This is a genomic window from Bradyrhizobium quebecense, assembly GCF_013373795.3.
Taxonomy (GTDB): domain Bacteria; phylum Pseudomonadota; class Alphaproteobacteria; order Rhizobiales; family Xanthobacteraceae; genus Bradyrhizobium; species Bradyrhizobium quebecense.
Genome location: NZ_CP088022.1, coordinates 6,825,082 through 6,842,683 on the forward strand (window position 1 = coordinate 6,825,082; position 17,602 = coordinate 6,842,683).

Genomic DNA, 17,602 nt, shown 5'->3' on the forward strand with positions numbered 1-17,602 from the left:
TTACGCGACCTCTAAGCAACCCACCAGCCGCGCCAACTCCGGTTACGATTCTGCGGATCGCTCGGCCACCCCTTCGTGAGGTTCTCCGCCTCGGCGACTTGCCGACCGCGGTCAGCGGCCCAGATCCTCTGAACTCTGGCTAGCTCATCTTGCCGTCTTTTGATCTCCTCTTGCCGGTCGACGTACTCCTTGCGTTCCCAGCCCCGTCGGATCCATGACCATTCCAGCGCATCGAACGCGGACAAAGGCGTCATGTTGTTCACACAGGATTTCTCGATGGCCTCCGTAGTTAGAGCGCCCGACAACTCAAGCACCGGGCTCCGTATCGGTCCCGATTGTCGTCTGATTTTTCGAGGTATCCGTAGATAATCGAGAAGCGAGTACGGACTACGAAATACCTCGTCGTCGTCTAACGAGGCGCAAAGCGCCAAGACGCGGTCCCAATGGAACGTCAGGGATCTCGGATCGTTGGGGCCGGGATTTTGATCGCAATTAACAAGAAGCCCACCGCTATCGTCTTCGTCGAAGCCATTGCACCAGTCCGCAAGGACGGCTGCGTATTTTGGTTTCCGAATAAGCTGCGGAACGTGAGCTACTACATGTCCGAAAATGCCATCTAGGTCACGTTCATAGACTGTCATGCTTGCATGCGCCTCTCCCGCATCCGAGCAAAGACAATCCAGTTTTTCCCGAAATTGCCTGATGGCTTCAATTGCCGTGCGTTCGGACGACCGGGCCCGCCAAGAGGGATAGACGGTGAACGCTGCATTCATCATTCGATCGTGATGCTGGATGAAAAATGAGGCACGGTTTATGATTTCGCGGACGTCAGCGCGGCTCAGATATTGATCACACTTATCGTCGACCTCTGTAAGGGGTTCGAAGACGAGCCCGGCAGCAATGTTCGGACCCCACGTCTCCTGTGGAGCCGGTGGGCTTTCGGCAAAAGGAACAATAGTCGCCATCAACCCGACTTCAGGTGTCAGACCTCGGTTCACCAGATTCTCAAATAGTGAGAGGCAAAGCCCCAGGCTGGTTTCATCCTTTGATTGACGACCAGCCCAAAACCTCAGCATTTTCTCCCAGAAGCGCTCAAGCTTCCGCGGGCTGTCAACATTGAGGCGCGTGCAGAAACGGGAGACGATCCCCACCCGCTCACTGGTTAGCGAATCTACGAAAGCGTCGATCAGGACCTTCTGGCCGAGGATTTCATTATAAAAAATCGATGTGAGAAGCGCTTGCACGCCTTGGACCTTTGCGGAAATCGGATCATGCCATCTCCGCATCGCCGATATCTGGCCTTCAGGATCTCCTGCGGCAAGCGCCTGGAAATACTCGACCAGCAATTCGAGATGGTGGACGGAAAAAATCGATTTTACATTCTCGGCGCTCACGTGGCCGAAGGAGCCAGCAACATGCTCAAGGCCACCGAGTAAATCGCGGACGTGCCCCTGCTTGACCGAGGCGAGTAGGATTAGCCCCTCTCTGTCGTAAGAGATACCTTCACGTCGGGCGATGGACTCCAAGAAATCGACCGCATCAGCCACATCGAGCGGACGAACTTCAATATCCAACAACCGAGACCGCAATGCCGCTGTCAATTGCCACGGGTCGGTCGTGGCAAAGGCGAAAGCGATTCCACGCTTAGAGTCCTCGACGTCCTTGAGGAGGCTGGTCATCGCAGCCGGTGTCAAGGCGTGCGCTTCGTCTAGAAACAGAATGCGCCAACCGTCACGAACTTCGCGGTGGTGCGCATCAACCCACGCTCGGACTTTGTCCTTTTCACCACCACTGGCAGGAACGTCGTATTCGACAAGATAACTATGTTCTTGGCCGAGGCAGAACCGACATTCATGACAGGGGGAGCCGTCCTTGTCGGGGCGCTCACAATTGAGAGCCTTGGCAAAGAGTCTGACCAGCGAGGTCTTCCCAGACCCATAGGCGCCGCTGAGCAGCAAAGGTTTACCTCGACGCAGCTGGGCCAACCTGGACAGCAGTTTCACAGAGGTCGCCTGACCCCAAATGTCGTCGAACCGTTGAGGCCGGTATTTGTCGGCAAGCGTAAGACCCATGGTTACTCAATCCCCTCATCCGCGCTCAACACGCGTGACGGAGCTGACGAAGCTGACGGACCTAACAGAGATGCCGAACTTGGGGCCGACCGCTGAGCTAGGGGAGCCTGACGTTTTTGGTCGCGGGCGTCACTCAGAGTGCCCTTGGGACGATAGAGCCAGCCGGTCTCGATCTTGATCTTGTCGGCAAACGGCGTATCCGGCCGCAGGGCGCACCGGTTCATCTCGTCGGAAAAACGCTTAGGTGAGAGATCGATGCCGGTCTGCGCCATGAAGAGGGCGTGCAACCCTTGCGCTCGAATGCCGCGCTTCGTGGTCAAGTTCCGGACCGGCTCCGAGTCTAGATCAAGGCCGCGCACCCATTCAAGAACGCCACCTTTGTTGCTACCGGCACCCTGATGATCTCGGAGCTTCTCCAGGTGCGGCAGAAGAGGGCTAGGCGCGAAGGCGTCAACCGCTCGCCACAACATTTCGTAGTCCGTTGAATTCACGATTTGCCATATATCGGCATCACCGCCTTTGGCGATGGCACCATTGCGGAACGGCAGCATGACGAAGCGTCGGTGGCCGGTGCCATCTTCAACCAACTCGTGGACCATCTGGTTTGAGGTACCGATGGGAACGCTGCATTGCCGGATGCCGTCGGACAAGGATGTCCCAAGCCGTCGCCGCCGAAGTCTGTCAGAGGTTAGAACAGATTTAAGCACCGGCACCATTGAGGATGGAATCTGCTCCATATCATCCAGCAGAATGACCGGAAATCGGAAGATGTCTCCGCTTCGGCGATCCGCTAGGTCACTGAAGAGCGCGGAGTCGGTTGCGAGCTCGCGCAACGGCGAAAGGAATTTCTTCGCGAAGACGGTCTTGCCGGTGCCCTGCTCGGCGCTGAAGATGATCGGCATGCAATGATGCACGACTGGACGACCAAGCTGCTTTTGCTTCACGCTCCAGCAGAAATGCTGCAGGACAGCAACAGCGAGTTTGCGGTCCATATCGAATAGGGTACCAAGCCGGTCCCACTGCTCCTCTGCCTGCGCGCGCGACGAGACGTCGCCCGAAATCAGCGGACCCATGATGGCCTGATACCGGCGCCGCTTTTCTGAGCGCAGTAGTTGACGTAATGCGGCGGAAAGCTCGACCTTTTTGGCGCGAAAGCCGCTGTTCTTGGCGAAGAAGTAAAGTTCATCGAGCAAATCCGACACGCTCGGCGCATCGACGGCAAGAACAGCGTCGACCTCGTCGGGCATCGTCGCCTGCAACGGCCGTCCTCGAAGGAACAGCGTGCCGTCGAAAAGAATCTCGATTTGTTGAGTGTTGATGTAGTCTCTGACGAACTCGATCGTTGCGTCGACGTCGGCAACATCATTGGCCGTTCGCGATCGGGCGTGATGCGGTACAGATTCCTGAAGCGGAATCAGATCAACGCAGTGCTGCGACACGCTGCCGGGCGCAGCTGTCGGGGCGAGCGTCACGGTCGAACTGCTATTTTCTTGGATTTCTTGCATGGAAGCTCACCGCCACCGCCGCGGTAACCGCGGCGGCTGCGTTTGTGTCAGTCGTTAGATCATTCCAGAAGCGCGAAGCATGCAGGAATGAAGGCCGCTGCGGGAGGCAGTGCTGCGAAAGGCAGCGTTGATGCGAGGGTGGGCGTTCGGATCAAGGCCGGACATCCGCAAAAAATGGGCCTTCTCCTCCCGGTCGTAGATCATGTCTACGTCGCGCATTTCAGGGTGATTTTCGTAGAATGCTTCATTGTCGACCTCGTCAGTATCGTCGCCTTCAACCTTCGAGACGCTGTCATCAGCTTCGATAGAAACGTCATACGGCAAGCACGCCGACGACGAGCCGAGGGCCGGGATCGAGCTAGTCTCAGGCATTTCGTCATCTGAAGAAGAGGACAGATCATCTGTATCAATAAACGGCAGTCCGTCGCGCTCAGCGATGAGTTTGAGCAAGTCCTTCCAGCTACGCAATTCGAGCTTCTTAACCTGCGGTATTCCGCCGTGAACGCGGACATTCGAATCTGAGGTAAGCGTCAGCTCTTCACGCGTGTAAATGGACACAAATTCTACTTTTGGTGAGGACAGTGTTTTTGAAGCCACTGGGCTTTGCGCGCGCAAAGCGTGATCCCGGTTCGAGCCGGGTTTACTATCGATAGTCATGGTTGGGAGATTCCTAGTTAGTTAGAAATGAGAGAACGCATTGGTCTCTCGGTTTGGTGGACGTGCCGAAAGGCGACGCATGCTAGAAACCCGGATGTATCGTCTTTGGTTGCCACTTAAAGCCCTAAGCTTTTTCCTAACTATGCTCCCCGCTAGATATTGTATATTCAACTCCAATACCCGCAAAATACAGCGGACGAACGCGTTCTTTTCGTCGTGCTGTAAGCGCGAACCGACCCCGCCGCAGAAGCACGTACATTGTCGGCGCGAACTACGCATTGAAGCGCTAGCTGCTCCGGCAGAGCGTCGATTACTGATGTCCGGCCATCTTTTATGGACGACGTTTGTGTGACGCCTCGCATCCGAGAGCGGGGCGTACTCATTTTGTTTAGGAAGTTTCTGCGCGCGGGCGCGCCGCCTTACAGGCTAACGATCCTGACGAACCTGACGAACCTGATCAGGCTGCTGAACATGATGAAAGCCGAACATCTCTTTCGATGACTTAGGGGGCCGCGCCCGAATCCGAATGCCTGGGCGGGCGTCCGAGAAGCTGACCGGTGTGGGTCCGCCCCCCCCTCTGGACGTCCAACCGCATTTTTTAGTCGGAGCCGACTCGACATTTGTTCTTGTTATGTTCTAATCGCTGTATGAGTGACCGACCCGCCACCTGGCGCATTCCGACCCCAAAAGAGATGGAAAAGCTGGCTTCGACCGGCGGAAACAACCCTGCGACCCGGACTTTCGGGCCGCGCGACGAGATGCCGGCCGAATACTGGGAGTCGGTCGCCAACGATCCCCGCCTCGATGCCGAAGCACCCGGCCGTTCGAACCGGACGCTGCGGCTTTCCGAAATCTCGCGGCACCTGTTGCGGGTCTCCTGCGGTCGCTGCGGTCGCATCGTCGAGATTCAGAAGGTCGACGCCGCCCGCTTCTACGGTCCGGACGCGGTGTGGAAGGACGTCGGGCAACGGTTGCTCGACAACACCTGCCAGCAGCGCACGGGTCGCTACGAAGAGGACGGCTGCTGGCCGAGATTCGAGTAACTCATCCTGCCGCGTTCGGATGTTCCGATGGCGCCGAAATACCACCCCACGCCCCTGAGCGGAGGCAACAGGAAAGCATTGAAGAACGAGCTCGACCGAGCCCGCGCCATGACGACCGTGCTCGCGCGACAGTCGCACGAACTTAGGGGCAAAGGCGAAGCTTTGATCCGGGAAGCCAACCGGTTGCTCTGCGAATCATGGAATGAACGAATGTGGGCCGATCGAGGTCCGTCGATCCGTCGCCGACAATCGACCAGGCGGTCAACGGCGGGTAGACCATCAGCGAAGAACCGACGATGAGCATGGCGGCAGCTTGTTCCATGGCTGCTTGGGCTGCAGCGACATCGTGCGCGGCACGCTTTCACCTAAGAAAACAACGTCGGGCTTAAGGATACGCCGCAAGAGCCGCAAGGCGGAACGGTGAAGCCGGAAAAATCAAGACGATCGATGTCGGCGTCGCCATCGGGCAACGCCACGGCGTCCAGACGGATCCAGTCGGTGTTGAGATTGGCCAGCACCTTCTGAAAGTCCGCTCGGGATGTTGTTGCCGAGCAAGCCATGCATCGCACGTGGTCAAGCCGTCCGTGCAGATCGACGACCTTCCTGCTTCCGGCGGCCTGGTGCAACCGATCGACGTTCTGCGTGAGGAGAAGCTGACATCCCCCGTTGGCCTCGAGCCTGGCCAAGGCATGGTGCGCATCGTTGGGCCGGGCCTGCCCGAACCGCCGCCAGCCGACCATGCTGCGCGCCCAATACCGACGGCGCGTCATCTCCTCAGCGAGGAATTCCTGGATGCGGACCGGCTGCGCGCGCTTCCAATTCCCGTTGCGATCGCGATAATCGGGAATGCCGGAGTTCGTGCTGCAGCCGGCTCCGGTCAGGACCGCCGATGTCTTTCAACGAAGGATTTGATCGACGCATTTGCCATTGCGATACGCGCGGCCGACACTAGTTCCGCTTAGGAGCGGCGGAAAAAGCACCCATTCTCATTGAAGAACCTTCGGCATGTTCATAATGCTTGAACGCGCCTTTGATCTTCTCAACGATTGAATCTGACACCACTTCGCTCTCCCCGGGCCTGGCTCCATCTTGATAACGACGTGGAGATAGTCAACCTGCTGATTAGGCCGGTGTCGCCCCCACAGTCGAGCGGACTTGCGGGCTTTCGGCGAGACCACCGCCGCACAAAGCAATCACTTGAGCTGCCAATCGCTCTCTCCGCATCGCTGTACACATGGCGAACAATCGCCTCTGGTCAGCTGAGCTGCCCCGCTGTCGCGCTCTATATGATTTTGGAGAGCCAGCGATCCTCCGACTGATGGTCCAACGATAAGACTCTCAACTCTATCCACTCGCCGATCGATCCAGCTGCCAAGAGACTTCCCTTCCGCGCTTTGCGCCGAGAACCATTTAACGAAGGAGACTATCCGTGAACCATCGCGACAATAGTGATGAAATGAATTCCGCTATCAAGCGGCTCACTGCCTTGGGCATTCGTCACCAGCAAACTTCCCCGTTCCAAATCAAGGTCGGCCCCTACAATTTCTATCCGAACAAGGGGACGATCTACCTGGACGGCGCGAAAACGGCACTTACCGAGCGCGGCCTCGAGAAATTCCTGACTATTCTGAACAACGTCCGCACCCTGAATAAAAGCGATTCAAAGAGAGCATCTTCCAACAAATTCGCTCTGCACGAGGAGGAGCGACCCAAAGAGTTCGATATCAGATCGGCTATTGAAGATGACGATGAGAAAATCCGTTTCACAATTCGAAGCGCCCCGTAAGCGCCTGCCTTCCCGGTAACAAAGTCGGACTGAGCTCGAATGTTCATAAAATATAGCCACAAACGCCTCGAGACCCGCATCAATGATGTGCTCCTCAGCGGATACGCTAAGGAGTCCGAGGCCACCTTTCTTTATAGCATCTCCATGCAGATCGACAAATTCGGTATGCGCACCCATCTGTCCGAGCGACAAACGGATTGTCTTTTCGACATCCTCAGTCGGATCGAACGGCGAATTTCGCTCCGAAATGACGAATGCGCGTCTACAAGGTGAGGAACATTCGTCCTGTCGGACTGGACTTAATTTTTGTCCGATCATCAATTCCATCGGCGGTCGCTCGAATCCCTCTTGCCACAACGGCGAAACAAGAGAGAGAGAGACACCTTGAGCAACACCGAAGCAACGACACCGGCCTCCGCTTCATCAAGCACCCGGAAAAGAAAGCCTAAATTCACGCAACTCGGCCGCGTCCCCTGGGTGCCAGAGCGGCTTCTTCAGGAATACGGCGGCATATGCGATATTGATAGCCGGTTCCGGCGCGCCCAGCGACTTCTGAGTGTCTTTTGGATGCGGGACCACGAGATTCCAACAGGTAGCGCCGATGGCGATCGCTTCTCGCATCTCGCCTCGCATCTCAGCGCCGATGCGGCAGAAGCAGGGCTCAACTTCCACTCCCCAGAACTTCATCTGCTTGCGCTGAGGGAGCTCCTACTTATGCGCGAGGAGGATGCCGCCGTTGACGAGGACCGATTGCTTTCGAACCCGTTGAGTTCGATGCCGCTGGCCGTGAACCTCTTCGGTCCATTGGCCCTCGACACTAAATTCGGCTCCAAGGTCCTTCGTCAATTGCTCCCAGATTTCGTCCATTCGGTCCAGCGTGTTGCCTGGGAGCACAGCCCGGGGCGCAAAGATCCACGCTACCTCTCCGACCGTACAGCGTTCGATCTAGCCATTCATGTCGCTACGCCCCAAGGCGAACCAGGCATCGTCTATGTCGAAGTCAAGCTGAGCGAGGACTTGCTTGGCCCAGTGGCACGGTGGCGCGATCGTTACTCTGAGGCACTTCATGAGGTTAAGCTTTACAAAAACCCGGACAGTCCCATCCTCCGCTCGGCGCCAATAGAGCAGCTTTTCCGAGAACACGCGATCGCGCAGCTCTCCGTAGACAACGGCATCGTCCCACGCGCGATGTTCATTGCCATCGGGCCGCGCCTCAACCGACGAGTCCAAGCCGCCTTCCGTGTCTATGCCAACGAGCTTCTGCCGGTCGACGGGACCGATCCAACCCGCGTCGCCTTCCAGCACTTTACGCTCGAAGCCTTCATTGACGCCATTGACGTCGCGGGCGACCGAGAGACGGCAGATCGATTGTGGCAGCGATACTGTAACTTCCAGCGGATCTACGACGCCGCGCTCAACGTCCTCGCGCCCAAGGCAGGTCTGAGTGGCTCGCCGCGTTCGCCGAAAATGGTGAATGAATCAGGCAATGCCTCTCGGAAGCAAGATCGACAGCGGTCCGCGGAGCAACCGCGCACCTCTGAACCTCAATCCGGGGAGAAAAAGGAAGATCAGCATGCTTGACGACGATCTTCTTGGAGTGGACGATCGGGTCAGGTTGTTGATTAACGCCTTGGCTAACGAACGTGATCCATATCCGGTTGTAAAAATCTTTACACCGGATGCGAACGCAACCTGGCTGATCTCGGAATGTGACCCTGACGAACCGGATCGGCTGTTCGGCTTGTGCGACCTCGGTCTTAATTTTCCTGAACTCGGTTGGGTCAACCTATCGGAAATCAAGGAAGTCAGAGGCCGCCTGGGGCTCCCGGTCGAACGCGACGCCAATTTCGTCGCCAACAAGCCGCTGTCGTCTTACGCCGAGGAAGCCCGCGCCAAAGGCCGCATCATTACTTAACATCATCAAGGGCGGTGGATAGAACCGCCGCCCTTGGTTGAAACCACTATCGATCGGGAGACCACCGTAACAACACTAGACCCCTTGCACGAATCGGGCGCCAGCCTCAGATACATCGGCGTAATTTACGGAAGCGCAGTGCCGTTATGATTCTTACGTATGCCATCGGCGACATCCATGGCTGCATGGTCAAGCTCGAAGAACTTATCCGTCGCTGTGACAATGACGCCGCCGGCCGGCCAATGCGATATGTGTTCCTAGGCGACTATGTCGACCGGGGGCCCGATAGTCGGAGCGTCGTACCGTTTCTGATGGAACTCCAGCGAGCCCACACTGGCCGGGATATCTTCCTCAAGGGAAATCACGAGGATCTTCTGGTCGCGGCCGCAGACAGCGACTTCTTCGAGGATCGCTGGCTGGACAATGGCGGAGTTGAGACGCTCGAAAGCTACGGGGTAACAAGCGCCGCCGAACTCCCCGAGGACCACGTTCATTGGCTTCGAAAGCTCCCGTTGTTTTTCGACGATAGCCGGCGCTTTTTCGTGCACGCCGGTGTCCACCCGGACCGCCCTCTCGACCGGCAAGATGAAGACGATCTACTCTGGATCAGAAAGCGATTTCTTTTATCGGAAAGGGAATACGGGCGTCTTATCGTTCATGGTCACACACCGCTGGCTAGTTGGCGACCGGACCTCCGTGCCAATCGCCTGAACTTGGATACCGGGGCAGTCTTCGGTGGCCCACTGACTGCAGCTGTCTTCGAGGCGGACGAAACCGGTCCGAAGGGTTTCATTGCGGCCGATTAGTTAGACCTGGCGGTCGTCTTCGTGAAGGTCAGCAAGCGTACCGCCGCGCTACTCAGTCGTGTGAAACGCTCTACCCATTGCGCGATATTTCACTTAGCGGCGTAGGCTTGGCCCTTTCTCAGCGCTATATTAATTAAGAGGTCAGTTCCTATCCATCTGTCTGTCTATCCACCTATCCACCGACCCGTCACCCACCCCCGACCTACCCGCCATCCATCAGACGGGAAATAAAATCCCGTCTGCGCTTTGCCGAGAAAACCATTATTTGGGACGTTGCCACGCGTTCGTCTGCCGGCGGTCAATGCGAAATTCGGACTAATCCCTCTTTCGATCCGGTCGTACGAGATCGATCACCGATACATCGAGGGCCCGGGCGAATTCATACAGCGTTAGAACGGTTGGGTTGCGCACCCCCGCTCCAGGCCGCTGAGATGCTTCGGAATGAGCCCCGACCGCGCCTCCTCCCCTTCCTGAGTCAGCCCCTTCGCCGACGCAGCCGTTGGCCAGCGGCAGGTAACATCGAAACCTTATTTCTGAATCCAAAGAGGCGAAGCTGCTGGGTGGACTCCCTTCGGCTTGAAGCGCCCTCGCCACATTGACGTAACAGGAAAGCGAAATGCGTCTGATCTCAGCGATACTGCTCCTCGCTCTTTACGCTTGCAGCGCAGGCGCCGAGGAAATCTCCTTTTATCAACGGGAGACGGACAGCTGGTGGTCGGTGTTTGGCGGAGCCGACGCCGAGACAGGGCAAGCCACCTGCTACGGCCGCGCGAATAAAAAGGACGGATCATTCATTCAAATTCATCGTTCCCTGGTTGACGGTGAAATCTGGGCCATCATCCACAACACCGCGTGGGAGATCGAGGGGCAGGACCGTGGTCAGCTTCGTTGGAACTTCTTCGGTGCCAAAGGCGCTCTCGTCAACGGCGCGGACTTCGAGTTCGTCGTCAAGGACAAGAATACGATTCTAGTCTTGCAGATCGAGCCCAAGCGCTTCTCAGACGCTATTTGGAATACCCGATACTTCACTCTGGTAATGCCGGGCAACCTCCAGAATCTCTCTGCCAGCTTCGAAAGCAAGGGAAGCACGATGCTCGCCCCGCTGGCAGAGTGCGTCAAACAGAACGAGAGGAAATACAAGAACTTCAAGCCGTCCCTCGAAAAGGTCCCGGACGCAATCAAAAAGCAGCTTTAGGCGCGACGCCGGCGAGATTGCAAAACGGAGATCGCATGAAAAGCGCCGAGATCAACAGACCCCGCGCCTGGAATGGCAACAAACTAGCCGGCGACTGGTTAGTGAGCCTCAAGATTGATGGCGTCCGTGCTATTTGGCACGACGAGCAAGGCTGGCTAAGCCGAGCCAAAAAACCGCTCTACAACCTTCCACCATGCCGGCAAGGCCGCCCCCGCGATTGCGAGGTTTTCGTCGGAACGTTTCGCGACACTATCAAAGCGACGCGCACCAAATTCGTAAACGGCAACACGCCCGCCATTCTACCAACGCACATGTACGGCCTCGAACCGCTCGATCCGCGCCTCCGTTGGGGCACGCTAACCAATCCGACCCCCGACGACATCCTCGCCCAGCTTCAACGCGCCAACGACTGCGCGTTCCAGACGATCGTGATCACCGTTTCCAGGGGATCGTGATCACCAATTCCACAGGATCGTGATCGCTATTTCCAGCGGATCATGATCGGGGACAGCGAGCCGGACACCACTGACAGTCTGCAACCCAGGTAGCTTGATCTTTTGCCCGACAGCAGAGGATCGAGATGCCGACAGAGAGACTGTCCATGCGCCACATTCGCGAAGTTTTACGCCTGCACTACAGCGTCGGCATGTCGCAGCGCGCGGTTGCCCGCAGCCTCGGCCTGGCCCAGGGCACGGTCAACAAGTACCTCAACCTAGCGCGCCGGGCCGGCCTGACCTGGCCGTTGCCGCCGGAGCTCGATGACGATGTCCGGCTCGAGAACCGGCTGTTTCCGCCACCGTCCGATTTGCCCAGCGACGAGCGGCCGCAGCCGGATTGGGCGCTCGTGCATCGCGAGCTGCGGCGGAGGAACGTCACGCTGATGTTGTTGTGGGAGGAGTATTGCGGCTCCCACTCCGACAGTTTCAGCTATTCGTGGTTCTGCGAACGCTACAGGGAGTGGGCCAGCCGCCTCAAGCCGACCCTGCGCCAGGTTCATGTCGCCGGCGAGAAGCTGTTCGTCGACTATTCTGGCCACACCATGGAGGTGGTTGACGGGCTCACCGGCGAGGTGCGCAGCGCGCAGATCTTCGTCGCCGTGCTCGGTGCCTCGAACTACACCTACGCCGAGGCCAGCCTCAGCCAGAGCCTGCCGGACTGGATCGGCTCGCACGTCCGCGCCTTTGCCTATTTCGGCGGCACCGCCCGGCAGACGGTGAGCGACAATCTGAAGGCCGGCATCACCCGGGCCTGCTTTCACGAGCCGATGGTGAACCGGACCTATGCCGATCTCGCCCGCCATTACCGCACCGCCATTGTGCCGGCGCGGCCGTATCGTCCGCGCGACAAGGCCAAGGTCGAAGTCGGGGTCCAGATCGTCGGGCGATGGATTCTGGCGCGCCTGCGCAACCGCCGCTTCTTCTCGCTCGCCGCCCTCAACGAGGCAATTTACGCACTCCTTGTCGAGCTGAACGATCGACCTCTCCGGAGCTGGGGACGAAGCCGGCGCGACCTGTTCGAGGAGCTCGATCGCCCGGCGCTGACCCCCTTGCCGGATGAGCCCTACGAGTATGCCGAGTGGAAGCGCTGCCGGGTCAATCTCGACTATCATATCGAGATTGCCAAACATTATTACAGCGTGCCTCACCACCTCGTGCATCAGGAGGTCGAGGCACGGATCACCCTCAAAACCGTCGAGATTTTCCTGCGCGGCAAGCGTGTCGCCTCGCATCTGCGCAGCACCCTGCCGCATCGTCCGACGACGATCCCCGAGCATATGCCAAGCTCGCATCGCCGCTACCGCGACTGGACCCACGAGCGCATCCGCTCCGAAGCCGCCAAGGTGGGGCCCGACGCCGAGACCCTGATCGACGTCATCCTGCGCTCGCGGCCGCATCCGGAGCAGGGCTTCCGCTCGGCCATCGGCATTCTCGGGCTGGTCAAACGCTATGGCCAGGAGCGCGTCGACGCCGCCTGCGCCCGTGCCCTTTTGCTCAATGCCCGTTCCTACAAATCGGTCGCTGCCATCCTCAAGAACGGCACCGACAAAACCGCGCCTCCGACCCAGGACGCACCCATCCTCTTCCACGCCAACATCCGCGGCCGCGGTTACTACAACTGATCAGGAGATCATCGTGCTCATCCATCCGACCGTCGAACGCCTGCGCGCACTCGGCCTCACTGCCATGGCCGATACCGTCATCGAACTGCAGAACAATCCCGAGGCCGCCGAGATGCCGCACCCCGATTGGCTCGGCCTCCTCGTCGATCGCGAGGTGACCGCCCGCGACAACCGTCGCCTCACGCGCCGCTTGAGCAATGCCAAGCTCCGCCAGGCCGCCACCATCGAGAACGTCGACTATCGCACCGCGCGCGGTCTCGACCGTTCGCTCTTCCAGACCCTCGCCTCCGGCCAATGGATCCGCGATCACAACCATCTGGTGATTGTCGGCCCGACCGGCACCGGTAAGTCCTGGCTGGCTTGCGCGCTCGGCAACAGAGCATGCCGCGATGGTTTCTCCGTCCTCTACAAGCGCGTGCCCCGCTTGTTCGCCGATCTCGCCCAGGCGCGTGGCGAAGGCCGTCTCGCCCGTCTGATCGCGGCGCTGGAGCGCGTCAATCTACTCATCCTTGACGACTGGGGACCCGAACCGCTCACCGCCGACCAGCGTCGTGATCTACTCGAGATCGTCGATGATCGCTACGACAAGGGATCATTGTTGATCACAAGTCAGCTCCCCGTGTCGCAATGGCATGACGTGATTGCCGATCCCACGCTTGGCGATGCCATCTTGGATCGCATCATTCACAATGCACACCGCATCGAGCTCAAGGGCGACAGCCTGCGTCGGCGGGCCGACGATAGGACAAACGCGTGACCACCGCACGCCCGATCGCCCCACCGGCCCACAGGTCCCTCCCATGGACCGCCGGACCGATCTCCAAACCCTCCCGTCTGTCTTGACCAGGAAGACCATTTCCAGCACACATTAAGCACGTCAGTCGTGTTCGCCTCCGCAAGTGATCACCATCGTCTGGAATCCGTGATCACGATCGCCTGCAATCGCTGATCACCATCCGTGGAATACGCAAACGACCTCGGCCACGAAGGTTTGGTCCTTCGTCAACGCAATCACTGGATTAAGGTCAAGCCAGAAGAAACGCACGACGTCACGATCACCGGCTTCTTCGAAGGCCGCGGCAAGCATAGCGGCCGGCTGGGTTACGTCACTACAGCTAAGGGTGGCGTGGGCAGCGGCTTCTCGGACACCGAGCGCGAACTCTTATGGGCCGAAGCGAAGGCTGGTAGACTGGTCGGACAAATGATCGAAGTTAGTTGCCTCGAGATCACGCTAGACGGTCAATTCCGGCACCCCTTCTTCGTCCGCATGCGTCCGGATAAAACTGTCACATAACCAGCTCAGTCCAATGTCCGCGAGTCTTGTATAACATACAACGGGATGACTTTGCCGTCCTCGCCGTTATGATCCATGCTGTTTTATCATCGCCTCAAGCAAGCTAGAAAGTAGTCATGCCGGAAAAACGAAAGACCAAAACGAAATTAAGGATTTCCGCTATTGAAGCCTTGGCTTTAACGGCTCGGATCGACATTGCCGCAAAAGAAGGGAATATGCTCAGTTTGATGATGCCAAACGGCAAACCGCTGGGAGATTGCACGCGCAAGGACCTCACTGAGATCGCACGAGCAATTGAGGACGCCGGGCCTGAGCTTGATCGACTTAAAGCATTCTTCTCAGCGCAGCGACCATCCTAAGGTATCCTCGGAGTGGCGCAGGTTTCCACAACTGCACTCCGGGCATGGCGATCGGCATCTTCGCGACGCTTCCATCATGCAGATCCTTGGCGGAGAGAGTGTCCAAAACAGGCTATATCGCCCTCATTCGTCGGTGGTCGCCGGCATCCAAGAAAAGCGCGCGCCATAGGCGTAAGCTGTGCGCTCGGCACCACACGCAGTCGCACCTATTCGCCTGCAATTTCCGCACAAATATGGGCTGGGGTATGGGCAAAAATGTTCGACGGAAGGTTGGGGTCGGTTGGTGAGTAAGTCCGCATTCCGTGGCTGGGCGCCGGATGCTGTCAGTCGCACCAAATGATCTTGCCCGATCGTACCCAAAAATGCGACTTGCACCCTTCGCGCTGCCAGACGGAGGGATGCAACGATATGTGGCCACGAGAATCGACAGAAACATCCCACCGCGGCTTCACCTCCCTCAGCAGCATCATTTCCAAACGCTCGCCGCAGCCGCAGGGGCACCGCATGCCGACTGACCAATCCTCGCCGTCGTCGCGGGCGATGACAAGAGTCCACAACGGCAGCTTTTCCGGGAGCATGTCGCCATCGACGATTTTGAGCTTGCGGCGAGGCGCGAGGGCGGCAACGAGCCGACGCCACCAAAGCGGCTTCTTTTTCATGCGACCCTCCGCTGCACCGCGAGTGCAGGCAGACCAAGGAGCGGCTCGGCCGCGCCTTGGGCCACCGGAAAGCGGCACCCATACTTGAACTGGCTTTCGGCAAACACGTCTTCGTCCCCTTCAGCGAGCATAAAGATCGTGCGCGCTCTCCTTTCGTTTGAGGACTCACGGAATGGAAACAGCCGCGCGATAAATTCGACGACGCAGGCCGATGCCGCGCGCATGTTGAGAGTGATGACGCCCGGCGCTTCCTCCGCCATTCCGCGTAGATAGCCGTCCTCGATCTTCCTGGCGAGCGCGTGGGGCGCCGAGCGCGCGAGATACTCTGTTTCGAGAAGCGCCGCATCGTAGACGCCGCGATCCATCAGGCTTGAGCCGCCGGGATAGACATAGTCAACGCGACCGTAGACCTCCGCGATGCGGTGCCCACCGCATGGCAACGTCTCGGTCGGGATCGCAACGCCGACATCGAATAACGGCATCGCGAAACTGGCGGTTAGCCGGTCTGCGATATGGCGACCTTCCGCGGAATCGACGCAGGAAAAGAGAATATCGGCCTGGCTCGCTGCCAGGACAGCTTCGCGCGTTGCGACGGAGTGCGGCACGCCGACCACCTCGACATCGGACCGGTAGCGCCGGATGGCGTCGGCAAACATTTCGACTTTGAGGGAGCCGATGTCAGCGTGCGTCGCGTTGAGGATGCGGTTGAGGTTACGCTCCTCGATCTTGTCGAAATCGATGAGAATAATTTCGCCGACACCGAGGCGGGCGAGCTGCTCGGCAACAATCGATCCGGTCCCTGACACGCCAATCACGCAGACGCTGAGACGGTTGAGCGACGCCCGCATTTCGCCGGTGAAAGCCATCGCCGGCTTCAACGGGCCTGAGGCCGTCGCCCCGGTGTGCCACCAGGTTTCGATGTCAGCTCCGGCTTTCATAACGAGGTCGATCGGTGTGGCGCGGTCGTCATCATAGAGACGCGCCCGCATCGCTCCGCTCGGTATCATGATCGCCGAGCCCGCTGCGCAGTCGGTGCCGGCCCGTATGGCAGGCATCAGCATGCGGTCGCTTTCGTTGTCGGTACCAGAGAACGAAAAGAGCCCACCCGGATGCGCATGGACAGCGATCACCGCGTCACCGCGCGCCGACGCTCGGTCGATCGCCGCCTCCACATATTCGCCTGGCCAGGTGATGAAATCGGGCCGGCGCGTGCAGTGCGCGTGAGGAACGCAAATAACTTCCCGACCGAGCCATTTTTGGCGCCGTGCGCCTGTCACTGTGCAGAGCAAGAGCGCGGCCGCTTCGAGACCATCACCGGGAAAGAGATGGGCCCTAAGTTCGTCGGCCAGCTTCGCGGTCAGCACCAAGGTATGACCGCGCTTCATTGCCCTACCTCGCGGTGCAAAGATTCATCGACGAGAGCGAGGTGGGTCGCCAGCGTGTCGCGCGCCGAGTCCCACTGGCGGTGGCGCGACCACCGCTGAAACGGCAAGCCGATGACCGTCTCGATCTGCTGCGTCTGCGGGATTGCCGCGCCCGAGGAAAGCGCGAGCGGCGGATGGCAGTAGAACATATCGAGCTGGGCGCCCGGATAGCTGACCGGCACCTCGATGCCGATCGTCGCCGTCGCAACCCGATACCCCGGCGGAAGCGGATAGTTGCGGATGATCAGCCAGCGGCGGCCAGCATCGACCACGGTTTCCCATACGAAGCCAAGGCGGTCGAGAAGCGCCTCGTCCTGCGGCAGCATCGCAAAAGCAATGCGGCGCTGCCCGCAAATCTCCCCGTTGTTGATCTGCCGCGGGGTGAGGCGGAGTTTCTCGATGCCCTTGTGGCGCAGGTCGATAACAAAGGAGAGAGCCACCTCCCGCTTCGGCTCGCCCGCCACCTTGAGCACGATGATCCACGGCATATCGGGGTTGAAGCCGGCTTGCTGGATCGCCTCCCGCACGACAATCTCGGGCTTCCGCGACTCGATGATGACGCCTTGAACATTCAGTTTCCACACCTCATGATGCGAATGATGATGCTCATGCGCGCCATGGTGGTGGTGACCGGCTTGGCCACCCTCGTGGTGACGATGAGGCTCTTCGCCCTCACCGTTCGGAGGGGATTCGTTCTCGTTGCTCATTCTAGTCTCCGTATCTATCTGTTTTGACGTCGTTTTCCGGTCGATGTGACCGCGAGCCTGT

The 17,602-nt window shown here is 58.7% G+C and carries 17 protein-coding genes and 3 pseudogenes; 12 read left to right on the forward strand and 8 right to left on the reverse strand.

The window, feature by feature from the left end:
• Window positions 1-11 precede the first annotated feature (11 nt).
• The 3 genes from HU230_RS32790 to HU230_RS32800 are packed head-to-tail and all read right to left on the reverse strand — an operon-like array spanning window position 12 to window position 4,234.
• Window positions 12-2,072, reverse strand: a complete 2,061-nt coding sequence (locus tag HU230_RS32790) for an AAA family ATPase (protein ID WP_176534614.1) — start codon at window positions 2,070-2,072, stop codon at window positions 12-14.
• 2 nt (window positions 2,073-2,074) lie between these two features.
• Window positions 2,075-3,577, reverse strand: coding sequence for a primase-helicase family protein (locus tag HU230_RS32795; protein WP_176534613.1), 1,503 nt, complete (start codon window positions 3,575-3,577; stop codon window positions 2,075-2,077).
• A gap of 54 nt (window positions 3,578-3,631) precedes the next feature.
• Window positions 3,632-4,234 (reverse strand): hypothetical protein, encoded by a 603-nt coding sequence (locus HU230_RS32800; protein WP_176534612.1) that lies wholly within the window; start codon window positions 4,232-4,234, stop codon window positions 3,632-3,634.
• A gap of 692 nt (window positions 4,235-4,926) precedes the next feature.
• Here HU230_RS32800 and HU230_RS32805 point away from each other — a divergent pair.
• Entirely contained in the window at window positions 4,927-5,277 is a 351-nt protein-coding gene (locus tag HU230_RS32805) for a hypothetical protein (protein WP_338077313.1), read from the forward strand.
• Between the two features lie 27 nt (window positions 5,278-5,304).
• Window positions 5,305-5,549, forward strand: a pseudogene (locus tag HU230_RS32810) (hypothetical protein); the annotation flags it as partial.
• On the opposite strand, the pseudogene HU230_RS32815 reads toward HU230_RS32810, so the two are convergent.
• A pseudogene (locus HU230_RS32815) lies at window positions 5,549-6,205 on the reverse strand (NAD-dependent protein deacetylase); the annotation flags it as partial. The pseudogenes HU230_RS32810 and HU230_RS32815 sit on opposite strands and share 1 nt — an antisense overlap.
• 501 nt (window positions 6,206-6,706) lie before the next feature.
• Here HU230_RS32815 and HU230_RS32820 point away from each other — a divergent pair.
• The 4 genes from HU230_RS32820 (at window position 6,707) to HU230_RS32835 (ending at window position 9,784) form a co-directional block, all read left to right on the forward strand.
• Window positions 6,707-7,063, forward strand: a complete 357-nt coding sequence (locus HU230_RS32820; RefSeq protein WP_176534610.1) for a hypothetical protein — start codon at window positions 6,707-6,709, stop codon at window positions 7,061-7,063.
• 384 nt (window positions 7,064-7,447) lie between these two features.
• Entirely contained in the window at window positions 7,448-8,644 is a 1,197-nt protein-coding gene (locus tag HU230_RS32825) for a PGN_0703 family putative restriction endonuclease (protein ID WP_176534609.1), read from the forward strand.
• Complete coding sequence (locus HU230_RS32830; protein ID WP_176534608.1) at window positions 8,637-8,978, forward strand: DUF2958 domain-containing protein; 342 nt, start codon at window positions 8,637-8,639, stop codon at window positions 8,976-8,978. Before HU230_RS32825 ends, HU230_RS32830 begins: the two co-directional genes overlap by 8 nt.
• A gap of 146 nt (window positions 8,979-9,124) precedes the next feature.
• Window positions 9,125-9,784 carry a metallophosphoesterase family protein gene (locus HU230_RS32835; protein ID WP_176534607.1) on the forward strand — a complete coding sequence of 220 codons (660 nt, stop codon included), beginning with the start codon at window positions 9,125-9,127 and terminating at the stop codon, window positions 9,782-9,784.
• 315 nt (window positions 9,785-10,099) lie between these two features.
• On the opposite strand, the pseudogene HU230_RS32840 reads toward HU230_RS32835, so the two are convergent.
• Window positions 10,100-10,263: pseudogene (locus tag HU230_RS32840) on the reverse strand (helix-turn-helix domain-containing protein).
• Window positions 10,264-10,400: 137 nt separating this feature from the next.
• Between HU230_RS32840 and HU230_RS32845 the strand changes: the two are divergent.
• The 6 genes from HU230_RS32845 to HU230_RS32870 all read left to right on the forward strand — a co-directional run bounded on the left by HU230_RS32845 (window position 10,401) and on the right by HU230_RS32870 (window position 14,751).
• Window positions 10,401-10,979 carry a hypothetical protein gene (locus tag HU230_RS32845; RefSeq protein ID WP_176534606.1) on the forward strand — a complete coding sequence of 193 codons (579 nt, stop codon included), beginning with the start codon at window positions 10,401-10,403 and terminating at the stop codon, window positions 10,977-10,979.
• Between the two features lie 35 nt (window positions 10,980-11,014).
• Entirely contained in the window at window positions 11,015-11,434 is a 420-nt protein-coding gene (locus HU230_RS32850) for a DNA ligase-like domain-containing protein (RefSeq protein WP_176534605.1), read from the forward strand.
• 125 nt (window positions 11,435-11,559) lie between these two features.
• A complete protein-coding gene (gene istA / locus HU230_RS32855; RefSeq protein ID WP_420840815.1) occupies window positions 11,560-13,098 on the forward strand; it encodes an IS21 family transposase in 1,539 nt (512 codons plus the stop codon).
• A 13-nt stretch (window positions 13,099-13,111) separates the two neighbouring features.
• Window positions 13,112-13,855 carry an IS21-like element helper ATPase IstB gene (gene istB / locus HU230_RS32860; RefSeq protein WP_176529054.1) on the forward strand — a complete coding sequence of 248 codons (744 nt, stop codon included), beginning with the start codon at window positions 13,112-13,114 and terminating at the stop codon, window positions 13,853-13,855.
• Window positions 13,856-14,056: 201 nt separating this feature from the next.
• A complete protein-coding gene (locus tag HU230_RS32865; protein WP_176534603.1) occupies window positions 14,057-14,392 on the forward strand; it encodes a hypothetical protein in 336 nt (111 codons plus the stop codon).
• 116 nt (window positions 14,393-14,508) lie between these two features.
• Window positions 14,509-14,751 (forward strand): hypothetical protein, encoded by a 243-nt coding sequence (locus HU230_RS32870; RefSeq protein WP_176534602.1) that lies wholly within the window; start codon window positions 14,509-14,511, stop codon window positions 14,749-14,751.
• A 323-nt stretch (window positions 14,752-15,074) separates the two neighbouring features.
• Here the strand turns inward: HU230_RS32870 and HU230_RS32875 are convergent, their stop codons facing one another.
• Genes HU230_RS32875 through HU230_RS32885 form a run of 3 tightly spaced genes read right to left on the reverse strand, consistent with a single transcriptional unit; the run spans window position 15,075 to window position 17,541 of the window.
• Entirely contained in the window at window positions 15,075-15,410 is a 336-nt protein-coding gene (locus tag HU230_RS32875; protein ID WP_176534601.1) for a ubiquitination-like system serine protease family protein, read from the reverse strand.
• Entirely contained in the window at window positions 15,407-16,795 is a 1,389-nt protein-coding gene (locus HU230_RS32880) for a ThiF family adenylyltransferase (RefSeq protein WP_176534600.1), read from the reverse strand. The genes HU230_RS32875 and HU230_RS32880 overlap by 4 nt, the downstream gene beginning before the upstream one ends.
• A complete protein-coding gene (locus tag HU230_RS32885; RefSeq protein WP_176534599.1) occupies window positions 16,792-17,541 on the reverse strand; it encodes an E2/UBC family protein in 750 nt (249 codons plus the stop codon). Before HU230_RS32885 ends, HU230_RS32880 begins: the two co-directional genes overlap by 4 nt.
• Window positions 17,542-17,602: the final 61 nt, after the last annotated feature.